This is a genomic window from Acinetobacter sp. ANC 4648 (genome assembly GCF_002135345.1).
In the GTDB taxonomy this organism is placed as follows: domain Bacteria; phylum Pseudomonadota; class Gammaproteobacteria; order Pseudomonadales; family Moraxellaceae; genus Acinetobacter.
On the sequence record NZ_NEGI01000001.1, the window covers coordinates 311,580 to 337,762 of the forward strand.

21 protein-coding genes are annotated in these 26,183 nt (G+C 39.7%); 6 read left to right on the forward strand and 15 right to left on the reverse strand.

Annotation, left to right across the window (positions count from 1 at the left end; genetic code table 11):
- Window positions 1–3 precede the first annotated feature (3 nt).
- The 5 genes from B9T27_RS01475 to B9T27_RS01495 are packed head-to-tail and all read left to right on the forward strand — an operon-like array spanning window position 4 to window position 3,372.
- Window positions 4–369: a Na+/H+ antiporter subunit C gene (locus B9T27_RS01475; protein ID WP_086205090.1), complete on the forward strand. Its 366-nt coding sequence runs from the start codon at window positions 4–6 to the stop codon at window positions 367–369.
- Window positions 370–371: 2 nt separating this feature from the next.
- On the forward strand, window positions 372–2,177 hold the full coding sequence (locus B9T27_RS01480) for a monovalent cation/H+ antiporter subunit D (RefSeq protein ID WP_086205091.1): 1,806 nt from the start codon (window positions 372–374) through the stop codon (window positions 2,175–2,177).
- Window positions 2,178–2,702: a Na+/H+ antiporter subunit E gene (locus B9T27_RS01485; RefSeq protein ID WP_086205092.1), complete on the forward strand. Its 525-nt coding sequence runs from the start codon at window positions 2,178–2,180 to the stop codon at window positions 2,700–2,702.
- Complete coding sequence (locus B9T27_RS01490; protein WP_086205093.1) at window positions 2,699–2,971, forward strand: monovalent cation/H+ antiporter subunit F; 273 nt, start codon at window positions 2,699–2,701, stop codon at window positions 2,969–2,971. The genes B9T27_RS01485 and B9T27_RS01490 overlap by 4 nt, the downstream gene beginning before the upstream one ends.
- Window positions 2,972–2,979: 8 nt before the next feature.
- Window positions 2,980–3,372 carry a Na+/H+ antiporter subunit G gene (locus tag B9T27_RS01495; protein WP_086205094.1) on the forward strand — a complete coding sequence of 131 codons (393 nt, stop codon included), beginning with the start codon at window positions 2,980–2,982 and terminating at the stop codon, window positions 3,370–3,372.
- A gap of 185 nt (window positions 3,373–3,557) precedes the next feature.
- Here the strand turns inward: B9T27_RS01495 and B9T27_RS01500 are convergent, their stop codons facing one another.
- The 12 genes from B9T27_RS01500 to B9T27_RS01555 all read right to left on the reverse strand — a co-directional run bounded on the left by B9T27_RS01500 (window position 3,558) and on the right by B9T27_RS01555 (window position 19,995).
- On the reverse strand, window positions 3,558–4,460 hold the full coding sequence (locus tag B9T27_RS01500) for an alpha/beta hydrolase (protein ID WP_086205095.1): 903 nt from the start codon (window positions 4,458–4,460) through the stop codon (window positions 3,558–3,560).
- Window positions 4,461–4,667: 207 nt separating this feature from the next.
- Window positions 4,668–5,558 (reverse strand): metal-dependent hydrolase, encoded by an 891-nt coding sequence (locus B9T27_RS01505; RefSeq protein ID WP_086205096.1) that lies wholly within the window; start codon window positions 5,556–5,558, stop codon window positions 4,668–4,670.
- A 310-nt stretch (window positions 5,559–5,868) separates the two neighbouring features.
- Window positions 5,869–7,290, reverse strand: a complete 1,422-nt coding sequence (locus B9T27_RS01510) for a glutamate synthase subunit beta (protein WP_086205097.1) — start codon at window positions 7,288–7,290, stop codon at window positions 5,869–5,871.
- Window positions 7,291–7,388: 98 nt separating this feature from the next.
- Entirely contained in the window at window positions 7,389–11,864 is a 4,476-nt protein-coding gene (gene gltB / locus B9T27_RS01515; protein WP_086205098.1) for a glutamate synthase large subunit, read from the reverse strand.
- 425 nt (window positions 11,865–12,289) lie between these two features.
- The gene (locus tag B9T27_RS01520; protein WP_086205400.1) at window positions 12,290–13,150 is read right to left on the reverse strand and encodes a hypothetical protein; all 861 of its coding nucleotides are present in this window, start codon (window positions 13,148–13,150) and stop codon (window positions 12,290–12,292) included.
- An 18-nt stretch (window positions 13,151–13,168) separates the two neighbouring features.
- Window positions 13,169–14,248 carry a 3-dehydroquinate synthase gene (gene aroB / locus B9T27_RS01525; protein ID WP_086205099.1) on the reverse strand — a complete coding sequence of 360 codons (1,080 nt, stop codon included), beginning with the start codon at window positions 14,246–14,248 and terminating at the stop codon, window positions 13,169–13,171.
- 23 nt (window positions 14,249–14,271) lie between these two features.
- Window positions 14,272–14,817: a shikimate kinase AroK gene (aroK, locus tag B9T27_RS01530; protein ID WP_086205100.1), complete on the reverse strand. Its 546-nt coding sequence runs from the start codon at window positions 14,815–14,817 to the stop codon at window positions 14,272–14,274.
- Window positions 14,818–14,853: 36 nt separating this feature from the next.
- On the reverse strand, window positions 14,854–16,992 hold the full coding sequence (pilQ, locus tag B9T27_RS01535) for a type IV pilus secretin PilQ family protein (protein WP_171263312.1): 2,139 nt from the start codon (window positions 16,990–16,992) through the stop codon (window positions 14,854–14,856).
- A 63-nt stretch (window positions 16,993–17,055) separates the two neighbouring features.
- Window positions 17,056–17,583 carry a pilus assembly protein PilP gene (locus B9T27_RS01540; protein ID WP_086205102.1) on the reverse strand — a complete coding sequence of 176 codons (528 nt, stop codon included), beginning with the start codon at window positions 17,581–17,583 and terminating at the stop codon, window positions 17,056–17,058.
- Window positions 17,583–18,308, reverse strand: coding sequence for a type 4a pilus biogenesis protein PilO (locus tag B9T27_RS01545; RefSeq protein ID WP_086205103.1), 726 nt, complete (start codon window positions 18,306–18,308; stop codon window positions 17,583–17,585). Before B9T27_RS01545 ends, B9T27_RS01540 begins: the two co-directional genes overlap by 1 nt.
- On the reverse strand, window positions 18,305–18,937 hold the full coding sequence (locus B9T27_RS01550; RefSeq protein WP_086205104.1) for a PilN domain-containing protein: 633 nt from the start codon (window positions 18,935–18,937) through the stop codon (window positions 18,305–18,307). The genes B9T27_RS01545 and B9T27_RS01550 overlap by 4 nt, the downstream gene beginning before the upstream one ends.
- The gene (locus tag B9T27_RS01555; RefSeq protein ID WP_086205401.1) at window positions 18,937–19,995 is read right to left on the reverse strand and encodes a pilus assembly protein PilM; all 1,059 of its coding nucleotides are present in this window, start codon (window positions 19,993–19,995) and stop codon (window positions 18,937–18,939) included. Before B9T27_RS01555 ends, B9T27_RS01550 begins: the two co-directional genes overlap by 1 nt.
- A 164-nt stretch (window positions 19,996–20,159) precedes the next feature.
- Between B9T27_RS01555 and ponA the strand changes: the two genes are divergently transcribed.
- Complete coding sequence (gene ponA / locus B9T27_RS01560) at window positions 20,160–22,709, forward strand: penicillin-binding protein PBP1a (protein ID WP_086205105.1); 2,550 nt, start codon at window positions 20,160–20,162, stop codon at window positions 22,707–22,709.
- Window positions 22,710–22,776: 67 nt separating this feature from the next.
- On the opposite strand, the gene B9T27_RS01565 is transcribed toward ponA, so the two are convergent.
- From B9T27_RS01565 to B9T27_RS01575, 3 genes are all read right to left on the reverse strand, one after another.
- Window positions 22,777–23,580 (reverse strand): putative RNA methyltransferase, encoded by an 804-nt coding sequence (locus B9T27_RS01565; RefSeq protein WP_086205106.1) that lies wholly within the window; start codon window positions 23,578–23,580, stop codon window positions 22,777–22,779.
- Window positions 23,581–23,651: 71 nt separating this feature from the next.
- On the reverse strand, window positions 23,652–24,770 hold the full coding sequence (gene mraY / locus B9T27_RS01570; RefSeq protein WP_086205107.1) for a phospho-N-acetylmuramoyl-pentapeptide-transferase: 1,119 nt from the start codon (window positions 24,768–24,770) through the stop codon (window positions 23,652–23,654).
- Window positions 24,770–26,179 carry a UDP-N-acetylmuramoyl-tripeptide--D-alanyl-D-alanine ligase gene (locus B9T27_RS01575; protein ID WP_086205108.1) on the reverse strand — a complete coding sequence of 470 codons (1,410 nt, stop codon included), beginning with the start codon at window positions 26,177–26,179 and terminating at the stop codon, window positions 24,770–24,772. The genes mraY and B9T27_RS01575 overlap by 1 nt, the downstream gene beginning before the upstream one ends.
- Between the last annotated feature and the right edge of the window lie 4 nt (window positions 26,180–26,183).

Below are 26,183 nucleotides of genomic sequence, written 5' to 3' on the forward strand. Positions count from 1 at the left end.
GTCATGATCAGCTTAGAATTTTTAATGGCTTCCGCAATTGGATTACTGATTGCAACAGGGGTTTATTTAATCCTACGTGCGCGTACTTTTCCTGTGGTTCTTGGACTCGCTATGATTGGTTATGCCGTGAATTTATTTTTGTTCGCTATGGGGCGAATTCAAATGAGTGCACCGGCTATTTTAACCGAAGCCAATGATGTCACAGATCCATTACCACAAGCGTTAGTCTTAACTGCAATTGTGATTGGTTTTGCAACCACTGCATTTATTGTGCAACTGGCATTACGCAGCCGTTATGAGTCGGGCAATGACCACGTCGATTCAAAAGAGGAATTGAGTACTTATGACCCACGTGAGGATGAGCCTTAATCATGAATTTATTTGACTTTTGGCTGGCTCAGACGCCGATTATAGGTATCCTCATCCCTGCATTTACAGGTTTTTTGTTAGTGCTCTTGGGCAATCCAGGTTCAGGATCTCTCACTCATGATTGGCGACAACCTTGGCGTCGTGGTATTAGCCTTATTTCAGTATTACTGGGCTTGATTACCGCAATTGCGTATCTGGTTCAAGCCAGTTCAGGAGAAATATTTGTCTACCAACTGAGTGAGTGGTCTGCACCTTTCGGAATTGTTTTAGTCCTTGATCGTTTATCAGCACTGATGTTAGCGCTCACCTATGCACTTGCAACACCGATACTTTGGTTTGCCAGTAAAGAGTGGGATGAACGTGGTCGCTATTTTCATGCCATATTCCATTTTTTACTGATGGGACTTTCTGGTGCATTTTTAACGGGTGACTTATTTAACTTATTTGTGTTCTTTGAAATTTTGCTCATTGCCTCTTATGTTCTTCTTTTACATGGACAAGGCAAAGCACGTTTTCAGTTGGGAATCCATTATGTAACCATCAACCTACTTGCCTCTGCCCTATTTCTTATTGGCTTAGGAATGATTTACGGCAGTGTTGGTAGTTTAAATATGGCCGACGTGATGCGCCTTATACCGACTTTAGCACAGGATCAGCACAAATTAGCCGTTGCTGGTGGGCTACTCTTGTTTGTTGTGTTTGGTATTAAAGCGGCAATGCTCCCTGTAGGTTTTTGGCTACCCAAAACTTATGCTGTAGCAGCAACACCTGTGGCTGCTATTTTCACCATTATGACCAAAGTCGGAATTTATGCAATTTTAAGGGTCAATGGTACTGTTTTTCAGGATGTACTCAGTCAAAAAATTCTCATGGCATGGTTACTGCCAATTGGGCTACTCACTTCCTTATATGGTGTGATTGGAGCACTTGGGGCTGATCGATTACGTAGATTCGTTGGCTTTATGATTTTGTCTTCTATTGGCACAATTTTAATTGCACTTTCCATGGCCAATGCAATGGCATGGTCTGCAGCGCTCTATTATTTAGTTCACAGTACCCTGATTGCAGCGGCATTTTATTTACTCTGTGGATGGATTACCTCACAGCGTGGTGAGTTTAAAGATCATTTTAAAATTGCACCCAAAATGAAGCAGGATAAAGCCATTGCTGCAACCTTCTTTCTAATTGCCTTAATTATGGCAGGATTACCACCATTTAGTGGTTTCTTAGGCAAAATCTTATTATTACAAGCGACGGCTAATTTTGCTTATCAAGGCTGGATCATTGCAATTGTCTTGATTGTGAGTTTACTTAGTATTATTGCCTTTACCCGTGTCGGATTTATTCTATTTTGGCGCGCCACCGTCCCTGAGCAAGATCAGAAAGAAACAGCTTATACCGCTTACCAAATATTACCGAATCAAGCCCCTGCCCGTAATGACAAAAGTATTTATCTATTACTGACAGGTTTAATTATATATGTGGTAGCTGCTGCACCAATTTTAAAATATATTGAGCAAACTGCACTGCAACTTCGTGATGCCAAATTATATGAGCGTGCTATTTTAAAAACAGATGAAAAAGGTGAAGTGATTAGCGTACAACCATTTGATCCTGATTATTTACCAGAAACCAAATATTCGGGTGAAGATGAAGATCCAAATGCCCACTATATCCCGTATATCATTTCAGAAAAAACCTTAAAGGGTGAGCATCTTTCTGAATACAAGCAGCGTCAAATTAGACAACAAGAAAATTATCAGAATCATGCAAATGATGAACCTGAACTTAAGCCAATGGAGCAATAAATGAAGCAAAATTCTTCTTTACTTGATCGTTGCTTACCGCATCCTTTTGTTTCAGTCATGGTTGCAGTCAGTTGGTTGATGCTTGGTCATAGTGCTGAACTCTTTGATTTTAGTGTGGCTATTCTTCTTGGTTTAATTATTCCAAAGTTAATCCAACCTTTTATTGTTCGCACACCAGATATTCATTGGAAGTACGCAGTCAAATTATCTTTTGTGGTGCTTTGGGACATTATTGTTTCTAATATTCGTGTCGCAAAACAAGTTTTAGGACCGACCAAAAATCTACACCCAAAATGGTACCGTGTACCCTTAGATACCGACCATGAACATGTTAATACTTTATTGGCGATGATCATTACCACCACACCTGGTACCGTCAGTGCGGGTATCGATCAAGAACGTGGTGATATTTTAGTTCATGCCCTACACTCAGATGATCCTGAAGCGGAAATTCAAGATATTAAAGCCCGTTATGAAGCTCCACTAATGATGATCTTTAACGTACAACAGGGAGAAGATACATGATCTTACCTTATGCCTTAGGTATTTGCGTAGTGGCAGTGACGATCTCGATGTTGCTGTGTTTATTTAGATTAGTGATTGGGCCATCGATTGTAGATCGTCTGCTGGCTCTGGATACCCTGTTTTTAAATGCGACTTGCTTGATCATTATTCTTGGTATTTATTGGTCAATTACTACGATGTTTGAAAGTGCGTTACTGGTTGCAATGCTTGGCTTTGTTTCAACTGCAGCTTTGGCAAGATACTTCACCACAGGCCATGTGATTGATTAGGAGCGAATATGGACAATAATACTCAGCTTGTTATGGAAATTATCGTTTCTTTCTTCTTGATGGTCGGTGCATTTTTCACTTTAGTTGGGGGAATCGGGATGGTTAAACTACCCGATTTATTCATGCGGCTACATGCTCCAACTAAATCAAGTACTTTAGGTTTAGGTAGCTTCTTAATTGCAGCTATGATTTATGCCGCTTTTCATCATCGTTTTGGTTTTGCAGAACTACTGATTACCTTACTCGCATTTATTACTGCCCCTGTATCTGCCAATTTGATTGCACAAGCAGCTATTCATTTACGTCTACGTTCAACATCGGGTGATGTCCCTGAGGCTTTGGGTCGTCCTTTACCGTGGCAAAGACAACGCAAAACCAAATATTCAAAAGATGAGTTGTAAGTTAAGTTGAATCATTTCGCATCACAATAATGATCAATGTGATGCGGAACGATTTAAGTGAGGTGGAAGTCTAATCCTAAGGTCTGACTTTTATCTAAAAACATAAACCAATAATTCATCGTATAAAAAGCTATTGAACATATCAGTTACTAGTTTAGACACTGCATCTTGCCGTTTAAAATCAACTAACCCAAACTCGCTAACCATCGTCCTGCTTTAATTCTAGCTTGCTTACTTTCTGGTACAAAAGGCACAATGGGCCATGCATGCCACATACCTGTCCAAATATCCAAAGTAGCATCTACCCCATATTCTTTTGCACGTTTGATAAATTCACGACTATCATCAAGTAAGACTTCTTTCGAGCCGACTTGAACATAAAATGGAGGTAAACCTGTAAAATCTGCAAACAAAGGTGAAATGAATGGATCTTTACGGTCAGCATCACCTACATAATGACGAGCAAAATCACGTTCTAAAAAATATGTTCCTAAAAATGGATCGCGATGATCTTGTTTCTTATGACTTAAAGATGTCAGGGTTAAGTCCAACCAAGGAGATTGTAAATAAGTTCGAATAGGCAATTTCAAGTTTAAATCTCGCAATTTAATACACAGAGCCAATGCTAAATTTCCCCCAGCAGAATCACCAGCCAGTACTATTTCATGGTTTGGATGTTTTTCAGTGACATATTTCCATGCAGCTAAAACATCATTTAAAGCATTTGGAAAACGAGCTTCTGGTGCAAGTCTATAATCCGGTAAATAAGCAAATTCAGCCTCAGAAATTTTACATAGGCTTGCGACGTATGCTTTATAACTTTTAGCACTGCCAATAACAAAACCACCACCATGAATATAAAATAGAATTTTATTCTGATTTCTATTCGGTTTTAAATTACTGATTTGCATGATTTGCATATCTTGTAATTGCTGCATACTGGTTTGAATATGAGAAGGTATTGGAGAAAATCGTGTGCCATATTCAAATAGTTTGCGCATAAAATACGTATTATTTTTATGTGCTAACAACACACGTTTTTGTTGTTTAAACAGAAGCATAGCAATATGTGCTTGAGAACTGATCACAGCTGTACCTAAATTTTATATTTATCTACTTAAAGTCTAACTTTCAATTCAATTAAAATAATTGGCTCAACTCTAAAATTAATCTTAAAAATTGTAAAATACGAGAAATTAATTTAATCCACAATAAGCTTGTTTAAAATTTATTTGAGAATATAAAAAGAACGAAAGACCCATGCTCTAAAGCGGCCTTTCTTTTATGTATATAAATTAACTATATAAAGGTTGATGATTTGATTCTTGAAAACTTTCCATACCATACTCATCCGCTAAGCGCTCTTTCCAGTATTCTACAATTTTTGAATAATCAATTTCAGAAGGATGAAAATCTGCTTTAAAATAAGACATATATTCTGGAATCAGTGAAACCAACATTTTTAAAATCATGTAGGTTCCATATAAGTTCCCCGTTACTTTGGGCAAACTTTTACGCCAGTCTTGCATAAACAAACGCGATGCAGAATAAAAGGTCAAACTTGCAAAGCCTGTCGTGACATTACGCATTACACTACGACGAACTTGATCATCTTTATACACCGCCTGATAAACATCAAAAGCAACGGCACGATGCTCAATTTCTTCAATCGCATGCCAAACCCAAAGCTTAATTGCATCATCATCTAGTGTGCTCAAAATTTCTGGATGGCGTAAAACATAGCCTCCTAATAATGCAGTGAAATGTTCAAAAGCACAGGTGATAGCCAGTTGAAATTTTGGATGTACACTCTGAATAAACTTCTCTCGACGTGCTAACCAAGCTTGGAAACTATCCAAATTATAATCATCACGACGCCAAGCATCATTAAAATCTGCATGCGCTTTAGAGTGCATTGCTTCTTGGCCAATGAAAGCTGCAATTTCTGCTTGTAACTTTTCATCTTTCACTTTATCACGCACATTACGGACACTATGCACAAAGAACTGTTCACCTATCGGGAACGTGGAAGATAATGCCGTTAACAAATGAGACATAATCGGAGAGTTCGCAAAAAAATGTCTGCGAATTGCTTTGGGATTAAAGCTTGGTTTACGGACTTTGATACCAATGGCTTTAGGACGATTTAAATATGATTTTTCTGTCGCCGCTTGAATTAACGTCATAGGTTTCATCCTATTTCTAATGAAATGAATCAAATCTATACTGACAGATACACGCTATTTGTATATTGCCAAAAAAATCGTAAAATGACAAAAATGCTCATTCTGTCAGAAATGTCAAAAAATCAAACTACAAACAATTATTTTTATTTATTTTTTATTAATTAAAATCAATGAATTAGATAATTTTAATTCAGCATATTCTTTTATATTTTTTGTCACAAAAATCAATACTATTCCGATAAAACAAAGCCCGCATCGTTGCAGGCTTTGAGTAATAAGGCTTTGGAGTTTTTAATAGATCATCTTGAGATTAAAGCTCAAGGTAGTCCAAAATTCCGGCTGCTGCTTCACGCCCTTCCCAAATTGCAGTCACTACAAGGTCAGATCCACGCACCATATCACCACCCGCAAAAATTTTCGGATTCGATGTTTGGAATTTATAAGCTTGCTTTTCAGCTGCAACGACACGACCTGAACCATCCAGACCAATATTCGCAGCTGTAAACCAATCTGCTGGACTGGCACGAAAACCGAATGCTAAAAGTACGGCATCCGCAGCTAAAATCTCTTCTGAACCTGGGACTGGTTCTGGGCTACGACGACCACGACTATCGGGATCACCAAGTTGTGTCGTCACCACTTTTACGCCTGTGACTTTGCCATTTTCACCAATAATTTCAACTGGTTGACGATTAAACTGGAAATCCACACCTTCTTCGCGGGCATTTTTAACTTCGCGACGTGATCCAGGCATATTCTCTTCGTCACGACGATAGGCACAAATTACAGCTTCTGCACCTTGACGAATCGAAGTTCGGTTACAGTCCATTGCTGTATCACCACCCCCCAGAACGATGACTTTCTTGCCTTGAACACTGATATATTCTGCAGCATCCTTTTCCCAACCCTGAGTACGGTTGACATTGGCAATGAGAAAATCAAGTGCATCATAGACACCGTCCAGCTCTTCGCCTGCAAAACCACCCTTCATATAGGTATATGTTCCCATACCCATGAACACAGCATCGTAGTCTGCTAATAATTGGTCAATAGTAACATCTGTACCAATTTCAGTATTTAAACGGAATTCAACCCCCATACCAGTGAAAATTTCACGGCGGCGTTTCATCACATCCTTTTCCATCTTAAATTCTGGAATACCAAAAGTCAGCAAACCACCAATTTCAGGACGTTTATCAAATACCACGGGCTTTACGCCATTACGAACTAAAATATCAGCGCAACCTAAACCCGCAGGACCAGCACCAATAATCGCAACTTTTTTATCTGTCCATTTCACATTGGACATATCTGGACGCCAACCTAAAGCAAAGGCAGTGTCATTGATGTATTTTTCAGCATTACCAATCGTAACAGCACCAAAACCATCATTTAAGGTACATGCCCCTTCACATAAACGGTCTTGCGGACAAACACGACCACAAACTTCTGGCAAAGTATTGGTTTGATGGCACAACTCAGCAGCTTGAAAAATACGACCTTCTGCAATCAGTTTTAACCAATTCGGAATGTAGTTATGTACTGGACATTTCCATTCACAATATGGATTACCACAACCAAGACAACGATGCGTCTGATTAGCCGCAATTTCTGCTGTATAAGGTTTATAAATTTCCACAAACTCTGCTTTGCGGACAGTGAGATCTTTTTTCTCTGGGTCTTGGCGTGCGACATCCAGAAATTGAAAGTCATTGTTTAGGCGTTCTGCCATGTCTCTCTCCGTGGGTCAGTGTGGATCATCTTTTATCTATAGCATGCTGTCTATAAATCAAAAGTTATCCACACTTGCCTAAAATTTGCGTCGTGGAATTATTGTGGATCTGCTTGAGTTGTTTTCAAAAGTGTCTGCAAATTTGCAGCTTTTGGTTTTACTAGCCAGAATTTACGGCTGTAATAATCAAACTCATTGCGGATCTTATACGCCCAAGCACTACCTGTTTCTTGAATATGCTCATCTAAGATACGAAGCAAGAAGGTTTGATGATCTTCCATCGACTCTGTAGAAATACGATTTAACTCAATCAGTTCATGGTTATAGTGATCGACGAAGTCATTTTCTAGATCAAGAACATAAGCAAAACCACCAGTCATCCCTGCACCAAAGTTATGCCCTACGCTCCCCAATACCGTCACAATACCACCCGTCATATATTCACAACAGTGATCACCTGCGCCTTCAATGACTGCAAAAGCACCTGAGTTACGCACTGCGAAACGTTCACCTGCAGTTCCTGCAGCGAACACTTTACCACCTGTTGCACCATATAAGCAGGTATTACCAATGATTGCCGTATTTTGAGTTTGGAAAGGTGAACCTTTTGGTGGGAAGATAGAAAGTCGTCCACCCGCCATACCTTTACCAACATAATCGTTGGCATCACCTTCTAATTTAATATGCAAACCACCAGCATTCCAAACACCGAGTGACTGACCTGCAGTACCTTTTAAGTTCATCACCACTGGATGAGCTTCCATACTCAGGTTACCATAACGACGTGCGATTTCGCCTGAAATCCGTGCCCCAATTGAACGGTCACAGTTGCTCACTTTAAAGTGATATTCGCCACCTGTCCCTGCTTCAATCGCAGGTAGCATTTGGCTGACCATTTTTTCAGCCAACATGCCTTTGTCGAATGGTGCATTGCCTTGAACTTGACAATACTGTGCTTTACCTTCCGCAGATGGATGTGAGGTCAACAAAGCACTTAAATCTAGATGTGCATGTTTATCCGTTTCACCCGGTAAAACTTCTAGTAAATCGGTACGGCCTATCAAATCTTTCAGTGAAGCAATGCCCAAAGCAGCTAACCATTCACGTGTTTCTTCTGCAATAAAGTGGAAGAAATTGATCAGCATTTCTGGCTCGCCAATATAATGTTCTTGACGCAAATGATCTTGCTGTGTTGCAACACCTGTTGCACAGTTATTTAAATGACAAATACGCAGATATTTACAACCTAACGCAATCATCGGGGTTGAGCCAAAACCAAAGCTTTCTGCACCTAAAATTGCAGCCTTAACCACATCTAAACCAGTTTTTAAACCACCATCGGTCTGTACGCGAACTTTACCACGTAGGTCATTCACACGAAGAGCTTGATGCGCTTCCGCAAGACCGAGCTCCCAAGGTGAGCCTGCGTGATGGATTGAAGACAATGGCGATGCCGCGGTACCACCGTCATAACCCGAAATGGTAATGAAATCGGCATACGCTTTTGCAACACCTGCAGCAATCGTTCCAACCCCTGGCTCTGATACCAGTTTCACTGAAACCATCGCTTGCGGATTAACTTGTTTTAAGTCAAAGATCAATTGTGATAAATCTTCAATAGAATAAATATCGTGATGCGGTGGTGGTGAAATCAGGGTGACACCCGGCACTGAATAACGCAAACGTGCAATTAAGCCATTCACTTTACCACCCGGTAACTGACCGCCTTCACCCGGTTTTGCACCTTGTGCCACTTTAATCTGTAAAACTTCCGCAGATGTTAAGTACGCAGGAGTTACCCCAAAACGACCTGAAGCAATTTGTTTAATTTTCGAGTTACGAATGGTGCCATAACGTGCTGGATCTTCACCACCCTCACCTGAATTTGAACGTCCACCAATAGTATTCATGGCAATTGCAATCGCTTCATGAGCTTCAGGAGAAAGTGCACCTAAAGACATTCCCGCTGAGTCAAAACGTGGCAAAATTTCTTCAACAGACTCAACCGCTTCTATTGGTGTTGGATGATCAGTTTTTAATTTAAATAAATCACGGATCGTCGCAATGGGACGATTATTAACCAGCTCAGCATATTCTTTAAAGTCAGCATAATTACCCGAACGTACCGCTTTATGCAGTGCATTAATCACATCTGGGTTAAAAGCATGATATTCCTTATCGAATACAAATTTCAGCAAACCACCTTGATCAATTGGCTTACGTGCTTTCCACGCATTTTCAGCCAATTTTTTCAAATCATTTTCAAGGTCAACAAACGTTGCACCTTGAATACGACTTGGTACGCCTAAGAAACACTGATTCACCACTTCATTGGATAAACCCACCGCTTCAAACAATTGACCACCACGATAAGAAGCAACCGTTGAAATACCCATTTTAGATAAAACTTTGAGTAAACCTTTTTCAATGCCTTTACGGAAATTGGCTTGTGCATGAATCGGATCACCCAACAACTCACCCTTCGCAATCAAATCATTGATCACGTCATAAGCCAAATATGGATAAATCGCTGTTGCACCAAAGCCTAAAATCACGGCAAATTGGTGTGCATCACGTGCAAGGCCAGTTTCTACAATAATGTTGGCATCGGTACGTAAACCGACTTGAATTAAATAATGGTGAATGGCACCGGTTGCCATCAATGCATTGGCAGGTAAATAACCTTGCCTAATTTTCTTATCTGAAAGTACCAATAAAGTTTTACCATCACGAATTGCTTGCGCAGCTTCTTGACAGATACGTGTAATCGCAGCTTGTAAACCTTCCGTTTCGACATAGTTTAAATCGATATCGGCAATTTCATAGCCTGTACGACCCAAAGTACGAATTTGCTGCATTTTTGAATTTGATAGTACTGGGCTTGAAATAATCAAACGATCGGCATGTTCGGCACTTTGTTCAAAGACATTTTGTTCACGGCCTAAACAGGTTTCTAAAGACATCACGATAGATTCACGTAATGGGTCAATAGGTGGATTAGTGACTTGAGCAAACTGCTGACGGAAATAATCAGATACATGGCGAACTTGACGAGACAATACCGCCATTGGCGTATCATCCCCCATAGAACCTACAGCTTCTTGACCACTCTCCGCGATTGGGCGAAGCAGCTGATCACGCTCCTCAAAGGTCACCAAAAACATTTTTTGTGCAGCTTTAAGGTCATCGCCTTTTAAACCTTGATCACATAAGTATTCTTCGAGTTCTGGGCTGCCTTGTACGCGAATTGAGTTCTCACGTAACCATTCACGGTAAGGACGCATTTTTTTCAAATGGTTACTAACATCTTTGGTATCGAGTAATTTACCAGTTAAGGTATCAATCACCAAAATTTGGCCTGGACCGACACGACCTTTAGAAATCACATCTTCAGGCTCATACCCCCATACACCAATTTCAGATGCGAGCGTAATATATCCATTTTTGGTAATCACCCAACGGGCTGGACGTAACCCATTACGATCGAGCATACAAATTGCATGACGACCATCTTGAATTACTAAACCTGCTGGGCCATCCCATGCTTCCATATGCTTTGAGTTAAATTCATAGAATGCACGTAAATCAGCATCTATAGTTTCAACATTTTGCCATGCTGGCGGTACCAACATCCGCAATGCGCGGAATAAATCCATACCACCACCAACTAAAATTTCAAGCATATTATCTAAACTTGAAGAATCTGAGCCAGTACGATTCACAATTGGTTTTAAATCAGCTAAGCCAGGTAATAATGGATTTTCGAATTTTGGTGCACGTGCCATTGCCCAATTACGATTGGCGGTAATGGTATTAATTTCACCATTATGTGCAAGATAACGGAATGGTTGTGCCAAAGGCCAACGCGGTAAAGTATTGGTTGAAAAACGCTGATGAAAAACTACAATATGCGATTCTAAGCGCGGGTCAGCAAGATCTGTATAAAAATCTGCAATCGCCTCAGGCATCATCAAGCCTTTATAGGTAATCACAGTAGAACACAACGTGGTTACATAAAAGGATGCATCATTGGTTAACAGCTGTTCTGCACGACGGCGTGCTAAAAATAACTTACGGTTAAATTCAACCTCTGTGACGCCCATTGGGCAGTTCACAATCACTTGTTCAAAGGCTGGCATAGATTGCAATGCAATCTCACCTAACACATCAACATTGGTAGGAACCACACGCCAAGCTAAAACTTTTAAACCATCGGCTTCAATTTCTTTAGATAAAATTTGTTTTGCATGTGCAGCAATCGCAGGATCTAAGTTTAAGAATACTGTACCTACTGCAAAAATTTCACTCAATGTAATGTCACTGAGTTTTTTTGCTTCCTCACGAAAGAATTTTTTCGGCATCGCTAAAAGCAGGCCACACCCATCTCCAGTTTTACCATCTGCAGCAATACCACCACGGTGCGTCATGCAACTTAAACTGTGCATGGCCGTCTTGACTAAGTCATGACTGGCATCACCCTGCATATGGGCAATTAAACCGAATCCACAGTTATCTTTAAACTCATCAGGTTGATACAAACCTTGAGTGGGAGCTACAGTATTAGGTGATGGCATGTGCATAGCGTACCCTTCTTTCTACAAAGGCCCTTCTGGGCAAAATACATTCGAAATCTCTAAATTACCACTTAATCAGATCCTCAGCATATCTTAAGATAATCACTTTAGAACTATTAAGCTCCAGTGCTCAATCACTTTTAATTGCAAAAATGTTTGGGTATTTCGCACTGATTTAAAGCAAATTGATTCACTAAATTTGCACCAATTAAATTTATCGCTCCAAAATAGGGACAACACACTCAATTAGCACATGATTAAAGCAAAAAATATGCCAGTTTTTATTTTTTCCATCAAATGATTCAAATATAGTTATTTCGACAGTTTAACAATTTACAACTAAAATTTTAGGCCCGACCAATCGCACTATTATTGTGCGGTATTTTATTTTTATAACCCAAATCGCTCCATTTTAGAACCACAAATTAGTTAAATGGATCACTTATTTCTCGTTGGGTCGATTTTTTCTCAGGCGTTGCATTATTTTCTTTCACTTTGTCAGGCACGCTTAGCGCGGAATGTGATTTTTGAACATCAACAACATTGCCTTGTTGGTCTTTGCGTGTAATCGTCGTCTGCGTGGTCGCATTGACAGCATCATTATTAGTTGCTTTCACGGTAGGCTTTGGTGGGATGATGGAGGTTTCATCTAATATAGGTAATGCAGCGGCTTTCAGCTTTACTGCATAAAGCTTATTATTCCCTTGCAACTCTTCTGAACCTAAGTCATTAATTAAGTCTATATATTGCCCAAATTGTATAGGTTTTGGCTGGATTGATGCTGGTAGCATAATTTTCAACTGAGATAATTGTGCTTTAGCCGCATCTTCATGATTAAAGACACCATAAGCAACCACATATTGTTCAGATTGATTCTCCCCGCTTAAGCGGAAATAAATCAAATTTTTTCGATCAGGCTGTTTCAGCAGAAATGATTTAATTACATCTTCTTTATTGGCTCTGAACAGCTCAACCGTCCAGTTTTTCTGATTTTCTTGAATAAACTTTGTACCACGAAACTCAGTTTCGTGATTCCCGGAAGTAATGACGCGTGTTGTTAACTCTAATGGTCGAACCTCATCCATCAAACTACCTAAATGTGCAGTTGCAGCCACTTTTTCAGGCTGAATCTGAACTTGATTTTCCTCAATAGGATTTTCAACCGTGACTAAATCTTTCGTATCAGTCATCACCCAAAAAATCAGAGCGAAAAATAGGCATAGTAAACCACCAATCAACCAAATATATTGTCGAATTTTTTGCCAATTTAGTCGAGTTGCTGTCATGCCCATCCCTATTTTCAATTATTTCTGATTCTCAAGAATCGTTTGCTTCATCAATTCCACATCAAAGTCTTTGGTAATAATGGCCTGACCCAATTGTTTCAGCAAGACCAATCGTAATTGACCATTCAGTACTTTTTTATCATGTGACATATATGCTAAAAATTCTGCCAGTGGAATTTCTGGACATGCTACAGGCAAATTTGCACGTTGAATAATTTTTTTTGTACGTTCTAAATCAGCTGTGCTGATCCAACCCATACGCTGTGATAAATCTGCGGCCATCACCATACCTGTTGCAACAGCTTCACCGTGCAGCCACACGCCATATCCCATATAGGATTCAATAGCATGACCAAATGTATGACCTAAATTAAGTAAGGCACGCTCACCTTGCTCTTTTTCATCGTTCGCTACAATGCGGGCTTTATGTGCACAAGAACGATAAACCGCTTCAGCCAATAACTCCGAATCACCGGCAACCAAGTTATCCATATGCGCTTCGAGCCAAACCAAAAAATCGACATCAGCCAATAGTGCATATTTAATTACTTCAGCTAAACCTGCAGAAAGTTCACGTGCTGGTAATGTTTTTAATTGTGCCATATCTGCTAAAACCACTTGGGGTTGCTGAAATGCACCAATCATATTTTTACCCAACGGATGGTTAATTCCCGTTTTACCACCAACACTAGAATCCACTTGTGATAACAGAGTCGTCGGTACCTGAATAAAATAGACACCACGTTGAAAACATGCCGATGCAAAACCAGCCATATCGCCAATCACACCACCACCGAGTGCTAAAACAGTACAATCTCGGTTATATCCAGCTTCAAGCAAGGCATCGAAAATTAAAGTTAAATGCGTAATATTTTTATATTGTTCACCATCAGGTAAAACACAGACCGCAACTTTTTTTCCGAGCTGCTCAATCGCGGCAACATAATGATCCAAATACAAAGGTTGAACCGTTGTATTGGTGACGATCATCACCTGTTGACCATGAATATAAGGCTCGAGTAATTGCTGTGGATTTAAATGACTACCAATAAAAATTGGATAACGGCGATCGCCAAGTTCAACATGTAAAGTTTGCATTCAATTTCGTACCCATAAAACTATTATTCAACGTCATGTTTTGACACGATGAGTTGTAAAATATGCTGTGCTAAATCTCGTGCAGCACCTTGATTCGTTTCAATCACATAATGTGCAACTTCACGATAAAAAGGATCTCTCACACGGAGTAAATCTCTCAGTTTTTGCTCTGGATTTGCGACCTGTAAAAGTGGACGATTTTTATCACGATAGGTGCGTTGTAATTGAATCTCGACAGGAGTGTACAAATAAATCACGATACCACGTTGTTTTAAATATTCTCGATTTAAGGCTTGAGTAACAGCACCACCACCCGTTGCGATGACTAAATTTTTTTTTGTTGTTAATTCATCAATGACCATCGACTCACGACTACGAAACCCTTGCTCCCCTTCCTTTTCAAAAATCCAAGGAATTGTAGCTCCAGTTTTTCGCTCAATCTCATGATCACTGTCTAGAAATTCACGCCCCAAAAGATCAGCAAGATGCCGACCAACAGTAGTTTTTCCCGCTCCCATGGGCCCTACCAAATATATATTTGGTAGGGTATTAAACTCTTTGCTTGGCAAGGAGTCACCTATTGAATTGCTTTCATTGCACCTATATTAATGATTTCTCGATTGTGTGTCATTAACAATTCTAGGTGTAACAAAGATTAATAGTTCACGTTTGTTTTCCAGTTTAGTATCTTTTCGGAATAAACGCCCTACATAAGGAAGATCTCCGAAAAATGGAACTTTAGTCTGTTTATTTGCAGTTTCCTGCTCAAAAATTCCACCTAGCACCACAGTTTCGCCATTATCAACCAACACATTGGTATTAATTTCATTTTTATTTAAAATGATTTCACCATTTGGTGCAACTCCGCCCCGAGAGTCACTGGTAATATTCAACTGCATTTGTACTTTACCATCTGGGGTAATACTTGGTGTCACATCTAAACTCAATAAGGCTTGTTTAAATGAGGTCGTTGCTGTTGAGCCAGCAGCAGAATTTGTGGTAGTTTGATACGGAATTTCTTGACCTGATGCCACTTTGGCCTGCTGTTTATCTGCTGTCAGCACCTTAGGAGTCGAAATTACTTCACCATAGCCATCAGCTTGTAAGGCTGAGAGTTCTAGATCAAGCATAAAATCAGAAAGACTAATTAGACCAAAGGCAATTTTACTTGCACCTGCACCCGTTACCCCTAAATCAACATTCAAGTTATCTGGTCGAGTAATGGTATATTTACCTTTATCATCAGGTGTTTTTAAATCCCATAAAGTTGTATCACTGCCACCGACTAACAAATCATTATTACGGGTAATCCCTTGCGATAAAATCCCCCACTTAACTCCCATCTCTTTGGTAAAGTCAGTGGTTGCACGAACAATGCGAGCTTCAATCATTACCTGCTTGACAGATACATCCAATAAATCAATCATCTTACGAATTTGATCAATTTTTTGTGCGGTATCATTAAGAATCAAAGTATTGGTTCGTGGATCAACTGAAATTGTACCTCGAGGACTCAACAAACTTCCAACACTATCACCTAATGGATCTGATGAGTTATTACCACTAGTACTTGATGATGAACTACCTGAATTTCTTCCCTGAGTAATCAACTTCTCAATATCTATTGCTTTGGCATAATTGAGTTGAATATACTCCGTTTGTAGTGGGGCAAGCTTAACACTTTGTGCAATCGCTTTTGCTGCCTCTTCTTCAGATTTAATCAACTCAGAAACAGGTGCAATCCAAATCACGCTACCATTGCGCCGTTTATCTAAGTTTTTCGTTTTTAAAATAATATCTAAGGCTTGATCCCAAGGCACATCTTTCAAACGCAATGTAATATTACCTTGTACGGTATCGGCAGCAACCATATTGATACCCGTAAAGTCTGCAAGTAGTTGCAATACACGGCGTACTTCAATATCTTGGAAATCTAATGAGATTTTCTTCCCAGTATAAGTATTTGCAGATTGTGGGTTTTTTAAACCTTTTCTCTCTTCTGGTTTTTTTAAGCTGACAGTCAATTTATTTTCAGCCTGATACGCCATATATTCATAGCTACCAGCCGACTGAATGGTAATTACACCATTTTGACCCTCATTATATGCATCAATACTTGCAACGGGTGTCGCAAAATCATTTACATTCAAACGGCGTGCTAAATGTGCAGGAATTTTAGTCCCCAACATACGAATAACAACTTTACTCCCCTGCTGCTGTACATCAACCGGCGTATTGGTTCCAAGTAAATCTACAATGATTTGCCCTTCACCAGATTTTCCACGTTGAAAGCCAATATTTGAAACCCCTTGGCTTTGCTGGCTAACAGTCGGAGCTAAATTAGGTAATGCTGTCGCTTGACGCGCATTATTTATTTTCAGAATAAATGTATTTCCTTCAACACGTGTTGTGAAAGCGCCACTATTCTTTAAGTTGACAGTTAATCGAGCACGTTGTTCATCTGACGCAACGTCAATCGTTGATGCCTCTTCACTAGAAACAGCAATTGTTTTTTGGCTTAACGATTGACTGGCTTTATCAAAATCTAAAATTAAACGTGCAGGACTCTCGAGTTGATAGGCTTGTGGTTGAGGAGGTAAACCATTAAACATGACTCGAATTTCAGTTCCTTGCCCAGGGATTTGCATAGGAACGACATTAGTCATCTGTGTTTGAGCTGCTGTAACTTGCATAATCGCAATAGATACTGCTGCCATCGAAAATTGACGAATATTCGTATTCATAAACTTGCCATCCCCACCAAAGATTTTTTCCAAACTATTTTTCATTGTTATTCCTTAATTTAATCAGTCCACTGGCCCAATAAGAATTAAACTTCTTGGTCTTTCGATATAACCATCTCGACCATCAGGCACAATTTCAATTAGATCAATTTGAGTCGGAGTAATATTAACAATCCGTCCTTGGTTTATCCCCAAATAACTACCAAGTTGTACCCGTTCGATTTCACCATCAGGCGTCGAAATCAGAGCGATGATTTGTCCACCACTACCCTTTATACTGCCTTTAAATGTCAAGGTTTCTAACGCATAACTTTCTAAAGGTTGTGTTTGTCTAGAGAAATTAGGATAAACCCTTTTCCCAGACATTATTTTTAGCTCTTTTGCAATTGAACCAGGTAAAAATGGACTACGAAGTTGCTGAGCCGAATAATTAAAACTTGGTACAGGTGGGAATACAGGTGCTGGTTCAATCGGCAGTGCAGGCTGATTTCGAATATTGGCCATTTCTTGATTGACAGCATCAATCCGTGAATCACAGCCGACCAATACAAACCCCAAAGCGATCACAGTCGCAATTTTTAATCCTTTCATTATTTATGCCCCCCTGACTGACTTGCAGCGGCTTGTGCATCTGGATTACTTGCTTCATCAGCCCCAATATAACGATAAGTTTTTGCATTTAACTTATAATCAATTACTGGAATATCCGTTTTTTTATCTTTATTGGCAGTTCCCGTAATTTCAAAATCATGTAGCGTTACAATGCGTGGTAAGGCCGCAATACTACTGACGAAGCTACCAAAAGAATGATAATCACCCGTTGCTTCAATTGAGATCGGTTGCTCGATAAAGAACTCTTGTCTGACTTCATTTTCTAAACGAATGTTCTTAAATTTCAACCCGGAACTCACACCAGTTACGTTAATATCTTCAACTAAACTTGGAATTTCAGTTTCTTTTGGCAACTGCTCTAGTTGCTGGGTAAAATTCGCTTCCATTTGCTGTAATTGAGCTTGATATTGCTGCAAGTTACGCAATTTAGAATCTTTTTCTTTAAATTCATTTAATAAACTTTGTTCTTGTGCTTGTGCAGCATCAATACTATCTAGCTTTGGTTTTATCGCTAAAAAATAACCAATGACACATATGACAAAAAATGCAAATAACCAACAGGTAATTTTGACCGAAATTGGCCAACTCCCAAAATTATTCATATCTAAAGTATTAAACTGTTGAAAAAACTTTTCAACGGTCATTTTCCGTTTCTTCGCAACTACTTGCTCTGAATCAAGTTGATCTAATTCTTCACGGCTCATTTCACAACCTCCGCCTTCGTTTTAGGTGCACTATCATCTTCTGCAGGTATTGCAACTTCCCCAAGATCTACACTGACGACAAAGCTTCCATAAGTTTCTTCAACTCTTGGAACAACTGAGCTATTCCCTTTATTTTTATTTTCTTCTGCAGCGATAAAAGAATTCATAAATGCATTTCTATACCACTCAGAAGCCTCTAAACCTCTCAGTAATTCAGCAACGGTATTCGGGCTTTCTGCCTTACCTTCAAGGGTAAATTTATTGCCCACGCGGCTAAACTTAGTGATGTACATCGTGGTTGGCACAACACGTACTAATTCATCCACTAAACGAACGGTGACAGGTCGTTGACCTTGCAAACCTTGAATCAACTTCATTCGTTCAATAACTGCGTTTCTACGTTCTTGTAAGCCATCTAACGTTTTTAATTGAGTATCTAAATTTTGATTGGTACTAATGATTAATTGATTGGCTTGTTCTTGATCTTCTAATTGATGATCATAATAAAACCAGGCCAATACAACAGCTACTAATCCCAGCAACGCTGTTGCAATACATACTGCAATAAATTGCTTCTTTTTTTGTTCTCTTAGCTCATCACGCCAAGGGAGTAAGTTAATCTTTGCCATTAATCAAAACTCCTCAAGGCTAAGCCACATGCAACCATTAAAGAAGGTGCATCATTTTCTATTTTTTTAAGGTCAATTTGTGGTGAAAAACCCATTTGTAAAAATGGATTAGCAACGGTCACCCGATAACCTAATTTTTGCTGTAATAATTTTGCTAGACCTGGAATATTTGCGTTACCACCAGCAAGTAAAATATGATCTACTTCGTTGAATTGGGAGGAAGAAAAGAAAAATTGTAAAGATCGAGCAGCTTGTTGAACTACTGCCTCTAAAAAGGGTATTAAAACTTCTGTTTCAAAATCATCTGGTAAAGTACGGTCTTTTTTAGCACGTCCAGCTTCCTCATAGGATAAGCCATAACGATTTTGTACATCTTGGGTTAGCTGTTTTCCACCAAAAACTTGTTCGCGGGTATAAATAATTTTACCCTTTTGCATAACTGATAAAGTAGTCATAGTATGACCAATATCTAGAATGCCAACGACATTAACACCAATAGGCAAAGTATCTGAAAACACTTCAAATGCGCGTTCTAAAGCATAGCTTTCGACATCCGCAATCTTTGGTGTTAATCCTACAATTTCCAAAACTTCTACTCTAGACTCAACATTTTCTGTTTTGGTCGCAACCAGAAGAACATTGACTCGATTTGAATTCGCCAATCGCTCTGGCAAGACTTCAAAATCAAGACTCACTTCATCTAAAGGAAAAGGAATATACTGCTCGGCATCCATACGAATTTGAACTTCACGTTCTTCATCACTCATATCAGCATCCATCTCGATCACTTTATGAATGACCATAGATGTTGGTACAGCTAAGGCAACATTATGCGATTGTGGATTCGCAAGATTCAGTGCACGCTCTAAAGCATCTGCAACTGGTTCTGGATTTAAAATATTTTTTTCGACTACACTTCCTTCTAATAATGGGCTCAAGCCATAACTTTCTACCCAATAGCGACCGTTTTTAACAGAGAGTTCCAACAACTTTACAGAAGTAGAACTAATATCTACTCCTATTAACCCCTTATTTGGCTTACGATATAGTCTAAGCACCATAAAATTCCTATTATTTTTTTATCCCCAATAACAATACAAACTAAATAGGATAAGTCTTAATTTTTTAACAGATACAATATCCCATCTAACAATCCGTCAAATGAAAAGCTATACTGACCATTAATTAGTTTGCCATTAGCTCTTATTAAAACTTACTTGTTATGAAAAAGCTATCTCGTTTAGGTTATATTCATCCCTTTTTTTTGCTGATTATTATTACCTTAATCGCAATACCCATGGGCTTCTATGGCATGTATCTCTATATTGCCCCATCCTTGCCAGAAATGAGCGCTTTGAAAAAAGCGCCATTACTAAAACCGTTGCAAGTTTATACTGCCGACAACCAACTTATTGCAGAATATGGTGGCAAACTTTCTGTGCCGGTTGAATATAATCAAATTCCGCCAACTTTTATCCATGCTTTTTTAGCTGCTGAAGATTCTTCATTTTTTGAGCACAGTGGGATTAGTTTTAAAGGCTTAGGACGAGCAGTAAGTGAAAGTGTTACTGGCTCAAATGTACAAACTGGTGGCTCAACCATCACTATGCAAGTTGCGAAAAACTATTATTTATCTTCTGAACGAACATTAAAACGAAAATTAACAGAAGTTTTTCTTGCCCGTAAAATTGAACAAAACTTATCCAAAGAAGATATTTTAACGCTATATGTCAATAAAATTTTCTTAGGTAAAAATGCCTATGGCATCGCTGCTGCTGCAAAAATTTATTATGACCGAAATCTAGACCAACTCAGTACAGCTCAAATGGCAATGATTGCGGGTTTACCTAAAGCACCCTCAAAATACAATCCTGTTGTAAATCCTGAACGGGCTTTAGAACGTCGTAATTGGATTTTAGGTCGCATGTTACAATTAGGTTATATCAATCAGACAGAATACCAAAAGGCTGTTGCTGAACCAGTTAGCTTAAATATGCCTGACAGAGGGGTAAGCAATAAGTATCCGTATGTTGGCGAAATGGTACGTTCGGAGTTGGTTGAAAAGTTTGGGGAACTCGCAGTTGATTCTGGTTATAAAGTCTATACAACCATCGATAGCAAACGCCAAGCATATGCTGAGGACTCAGTACAAAAAGGCTTAGAAGAATATGATCGTCGGCATGGTTGGCGTGGTGCTGAAGCGCATGATAAACCCTTAAAGCAATTTGTTGCTTATGCCAACACCTACCCTGCCGAAGTAATTAAAATTAATAGCACTAGCTTTGATGCTTTAATGCAAGATGGCTCTAAAATTACAGTGCCTTGGTCAGGTATGTCATGGGCTCGGCCTTACCGTAATGCCAATAGTGTCGGTGAAGCACCCAAAAATGCTGCCCAAATTGTAAAAATCAAAGATATTGTTCGGCTACGTCCGAATCCTGAAAAAACAGCATGGGCATTAGTTCAAGTTCCTAAAGTTCAAGGCCAACTGATTGCCATGAATCCCAATGATGGTGCAATCATTGCTGTAGTTGGTGGCTATAATTTTTATCAATCTAAATTTAACCGAGCACTGCAAGGATGGCGTCAACCTGGATCTACCATTAAGCCCTTTATTTATGCTTTAGCACTGGAAAGAGGCCTAACCCCCTATTCGATGGTGAACGATAGTCCCATCACTATTGGAAAATGGACACCCAAAAATTCAGATGGCCGTTACCTCGGCATGATCCCTCTGCGTCGTGCTTTGTATTTATCTCGAAATACGGTTTCAGTACGTTTATTACAAAGCGTGGGGGTTGAGCGTGCGCGTCAATTACTCATGGATTTCGGGCTTCAAGAGGACCAAATACCACGTAATTTTACGATCGCTTTAGGTACACCACAAGTTTTACCTGTACAAATGGCTACGGGTTATTCAAGTATTGCCAATGGTGGCTATCGTATTCAACCGCACTTCATCACGCGGATTGAAGATGCTTATGGCAAGATCATTTACGAAGCCAATCCTGAATATGCCTGCATTACTTGCATTGGCCAAAAAGATGATGTTGTAGAAGCTAAAAACACAACGACAACGCCAGATGATGAAGTCATTCAATTGACCAATCAAACAGTTACACATAAAAACTCAGACCCTCTCTCTAAAGAAGAGCAAAGTAAATATCGCCAAGCACAGCGTATTTTAAAATCTCAATCCGCATTTGATATGGCCAATATTTTGCATGATGTTATTGTGCATGGTACTGGACGTGCAGCACTAAAAATTGGTCGTGATGATCTCGCTGGAAAAACGGGAACAACCAATGATGCCAAAGATGCTTGGTTTGCTGGTTTTAATGGAAAACTCGTTGCAATTACTTGGGTGGGCTTTGACCAACCAAGTACTTTAGGTCGTCGCGAGTATGGTGGCATTGCAGCTTTACCTGTTTGGGTGAACTTCATGAGTAAATCACTGGAAGGTACACCAGAGTCATGGGTGCGTTTTGATGCAAATGCCAAAGCGCCTATTTCCAGAGAACAGCGAGGACAGCTACAAGCTGAATCTCAGAAAGATAATTATCGTACTTCCCCGCCTTTAGCACGTCCAATTTATCGTCCAGCACCCGTTGCACCTACACGTAATCCATCAAGCGATTTTGATGACTTACTTGATGATGAAAAGGCATTATCGCCATCTAATGTTACGCCACCCACGATGAATCAGAACAATTCAAACTCTCACAAAGACACTAGAGACAATTTAGAAAACCTGATTAATCAAGTGGAATAAAAAATCTAATGCAATAAAAAAAGCCATCTTCTGATGGCTTTTTTTATTGCATATTTATGCATTGAAATCATTTCTTTTTGAAAACATAAATCTGAAAACTAGCCGTTAAATTAAATTGTGCTTGCTGTTCCAAAAGTAAACGTTTTTCAGGCTTAGCTTTGTAAGCATAAGGCGTCATTGCAATTAAGTTTTTTAATTGGATCTGATCTAAAATAAATGTGGAATCAACAACAGTCTGATCCACCAGTTCAAAATTATCTTGTAATTGCTCTACAAATTTATACGGAGTATGTAGCTTCACTTCATCAAACAAAGCTTCACGCATTGCGTACAAATGTTGTGGCGCAGGCGTGACCACCAATAAGTATGCTTTAGGCTTTAACACCCTGAGAATCTCTTGTTGCGGAATTGGACTAAATAAACTACTACAAAGATCAATCGAACTATCTAGAACTGGTAAAGTTGCTCCAGTTCCAACCACCCACGTCACACCTTTATTCAACTTTGCAGCCACTTGTACTGCATTTTTGGCAATATCTACACCAACACATTGCACTACTTTTTGTTGCATAGCATCGGTGTAATAACCCTCACCGCAACCAATATCCAATAAATTTTCAATCCGTAAATCACGAATTTTTTGTATCACAGCCTGTTGTAAAGGTTCATAAAAACCAGCACTTAAAAATTGACGTCGTGCCTCTACAGATTCTGGTGTATCACCTGGGTTTTTACTGTGTTTATGCTGCACTACATGCAAATTCACATAACCTTGTTTTGCTACATCATAACTATGATTGTTTGCACAGCGCCACGTTCGATCCGTTAAGCTCAATGCCTCACGACATACTGGACACATCAACAAATTCATAGTGCTCTCCAAGACTATTGATTCGCGATAAAAAAAGCCGACCCATGTCGACTTTTTCACATCACATTTTCTTAACGCAATTTTAAAGTCATTAGACCTAAAACTACCAGCATAATCGTGATAATCCAAAAACGAATGACCACTTGAGTTTCACGCCAGCCTTTTTTCTCATAATGATGATGTAAAGGTGCCATTAAAAAGACACGCTTATTACGCATACGTAGTGAACCAATCTGTAGGAATACTGAAATAGCCTCAACTACAAAGACCCCCCCCATAATCGCAAACACGATTTCTTGACGTACCATGACCGCAATTGTACCGAGCATCGCGCCTAAGGATAAAGCCCCAACATCCCCCATGAACACCTGAGCAGGATGCGCATTGTACCAAAGGAATGCCAAACCAGCACCAATCATGGCAGCACAAACAATCACAAGCTCAGAAGTATATTTTACATAAGGAATATGTAAATATGTTGCAAAACGAATATCGCCCGCCAAATAAGCAAAGACACCCAAACCAGCAGCAACCAAGACGATTGGCATAATCGCTAAACCATCTAAACCATCAGTCAAATTGACGGCATTGGATGCGCCATTAATCACCAAATAAGTAAAGCAAATAAAACCAATTCCTAAAGGAATCGACGATAATGGGATACTTAAATTTTTAAAGACCGGAATCAACAAATCTAACATATTGGCAGTATGTTCAGGATTTGGCTGCTGTGTGGCAATTACATATAAAGCAATACCTGCACCCAAAGAACCGACTGAAGTCCAAAAGAATTTTTTGCGTGCGGGTAAACCTGCATTATCTTTATAACGAACTTTAATCCAGTCATCTGCCCAACCTACTGCACCAAAAATCACCATCACAGCAAGTACAATCCACACATAGGGATTAGATAAATCTGCCCACAGTAATGTACTGACCCCGATAGAAAGTAGGATTAGAATCCCTCCCATGGTGGGTGTACCCATCTTTTTGGCATGGCTTTCAGGTGCAAATGAACTCACTGCTTGGCCATATTTCAACGTTTGTAATTTACGAATCATGACTGGCCCTAGAGCCCATCCGATTGCCAGCGCAGTTAAGACGCTCAGTAATGCCCGTAAAGACAAGTATCGAACTACCTGAAAAGTGTTGTTATACCCTGCCAAATGTTCAAACAACCATAACAGCATTAAAGTTTCTCCATCAAATCAGCCATCAACGTTTCCATATGGGTATAACGAGAACCTTTGAATAGGAAACTCATGGACTGGGGTTGATGTGTTGCAATTAAATTCATTAAAAGGGGTAAAGCTTGTTCTTGCGTGAGAAAAGCTTGTAATTTTTTCCCATATTGAGTACTTCTGGCACCCTCTTGTATAGCAGGAGAAAACTCCCCCACAGCAACGACAAAATTAATGCCTTGGACAGAAACCAAATCACGACCCAGCATATAATGTTGCTGTGCCGCTGTATTCCCAAGCTCACCAATATCACCAATCACCATCACTTTAATGCCGTCTTGCTGGGCTAACACTTCCGCAGCAGCACGCATTGAAGTCGGGTTAGCGTTATAGGTATCATCAATAAAGACGTAATTGCCTTTTTGGATAAAGTTTAACCGACCTTTAGCACCTTGCGCACTTTCTAGCCCCTGCACAATATCATCCAACGGAATATCGAGTGCCAAAGCAAACGCAGCCGCGGCTTCAGCATTTTGCACATTATGTAAACCGGCAAAAGGTAAATGGACTGAGCGAGCACCTTCTGGTGTATTCAGGGTAAAACGTGCAGATTGAACCAATAACTCAATATCTGTGGCATAAACATCACCATCCTCTCCAAAGCTTAAAACTTTTTGGGTTCTAATGGCTTGTCGAATTGCATCACTAAAATCATCCTGTGCAGGAATAATTGAAGTTCCTGCTGGATCAAGATGCGCATAAATTTCAGATTTTGCATGGCAAATACCATCACGCCCACCAAACTCACCTAAATGCGCTGTTCCAATATTGAGAATGCCAGCAACATGTGGCTGAACTAAGCTTGAGGTATAGTCAATTTCACCTTGATGACTGGCTCCCAATTCCATGACTGCAAATTGATGTTCTGCACGGAGCTCTAGCAGCATCATTGGAACACCTAAATCATTATTTAAGTTGCCACGAGTAATCAATGTAGGTGCTAATCGAGAAAGAATACTTCCCAGCATTTCTTTGGTCGTGGTTTTGCCACTACTGCCAGTTAAAGCAATCACTTTGAGCTGTGGATTGTGTGCACGACGATAAGCACCTAACTGCCCAAGTGCTAAACGCGTATCGGCAACCACAAGCTGGCAAATATCGGCATCAATAGGTCGACTGACAATCGCAATTTGACAACCTTGGTTCGCAACCTGCTGGATAAACTCATGTGCATCAAAGCGCTCACCTTTGAGTGCTAAAAATGCATCACCGAACTCAGCTTGGCGTGAGTCGGTCAAAATACGTTTAATTTTACCTTGTGGTGCTTGATCTAAGTACCAATACCCTTGAGTCGCTTCAGCAAGTTGCCCTGCTGACCATGGCTCCAAAGGCACAGTACTGGTGGTCGAGGTGTGCATTTAT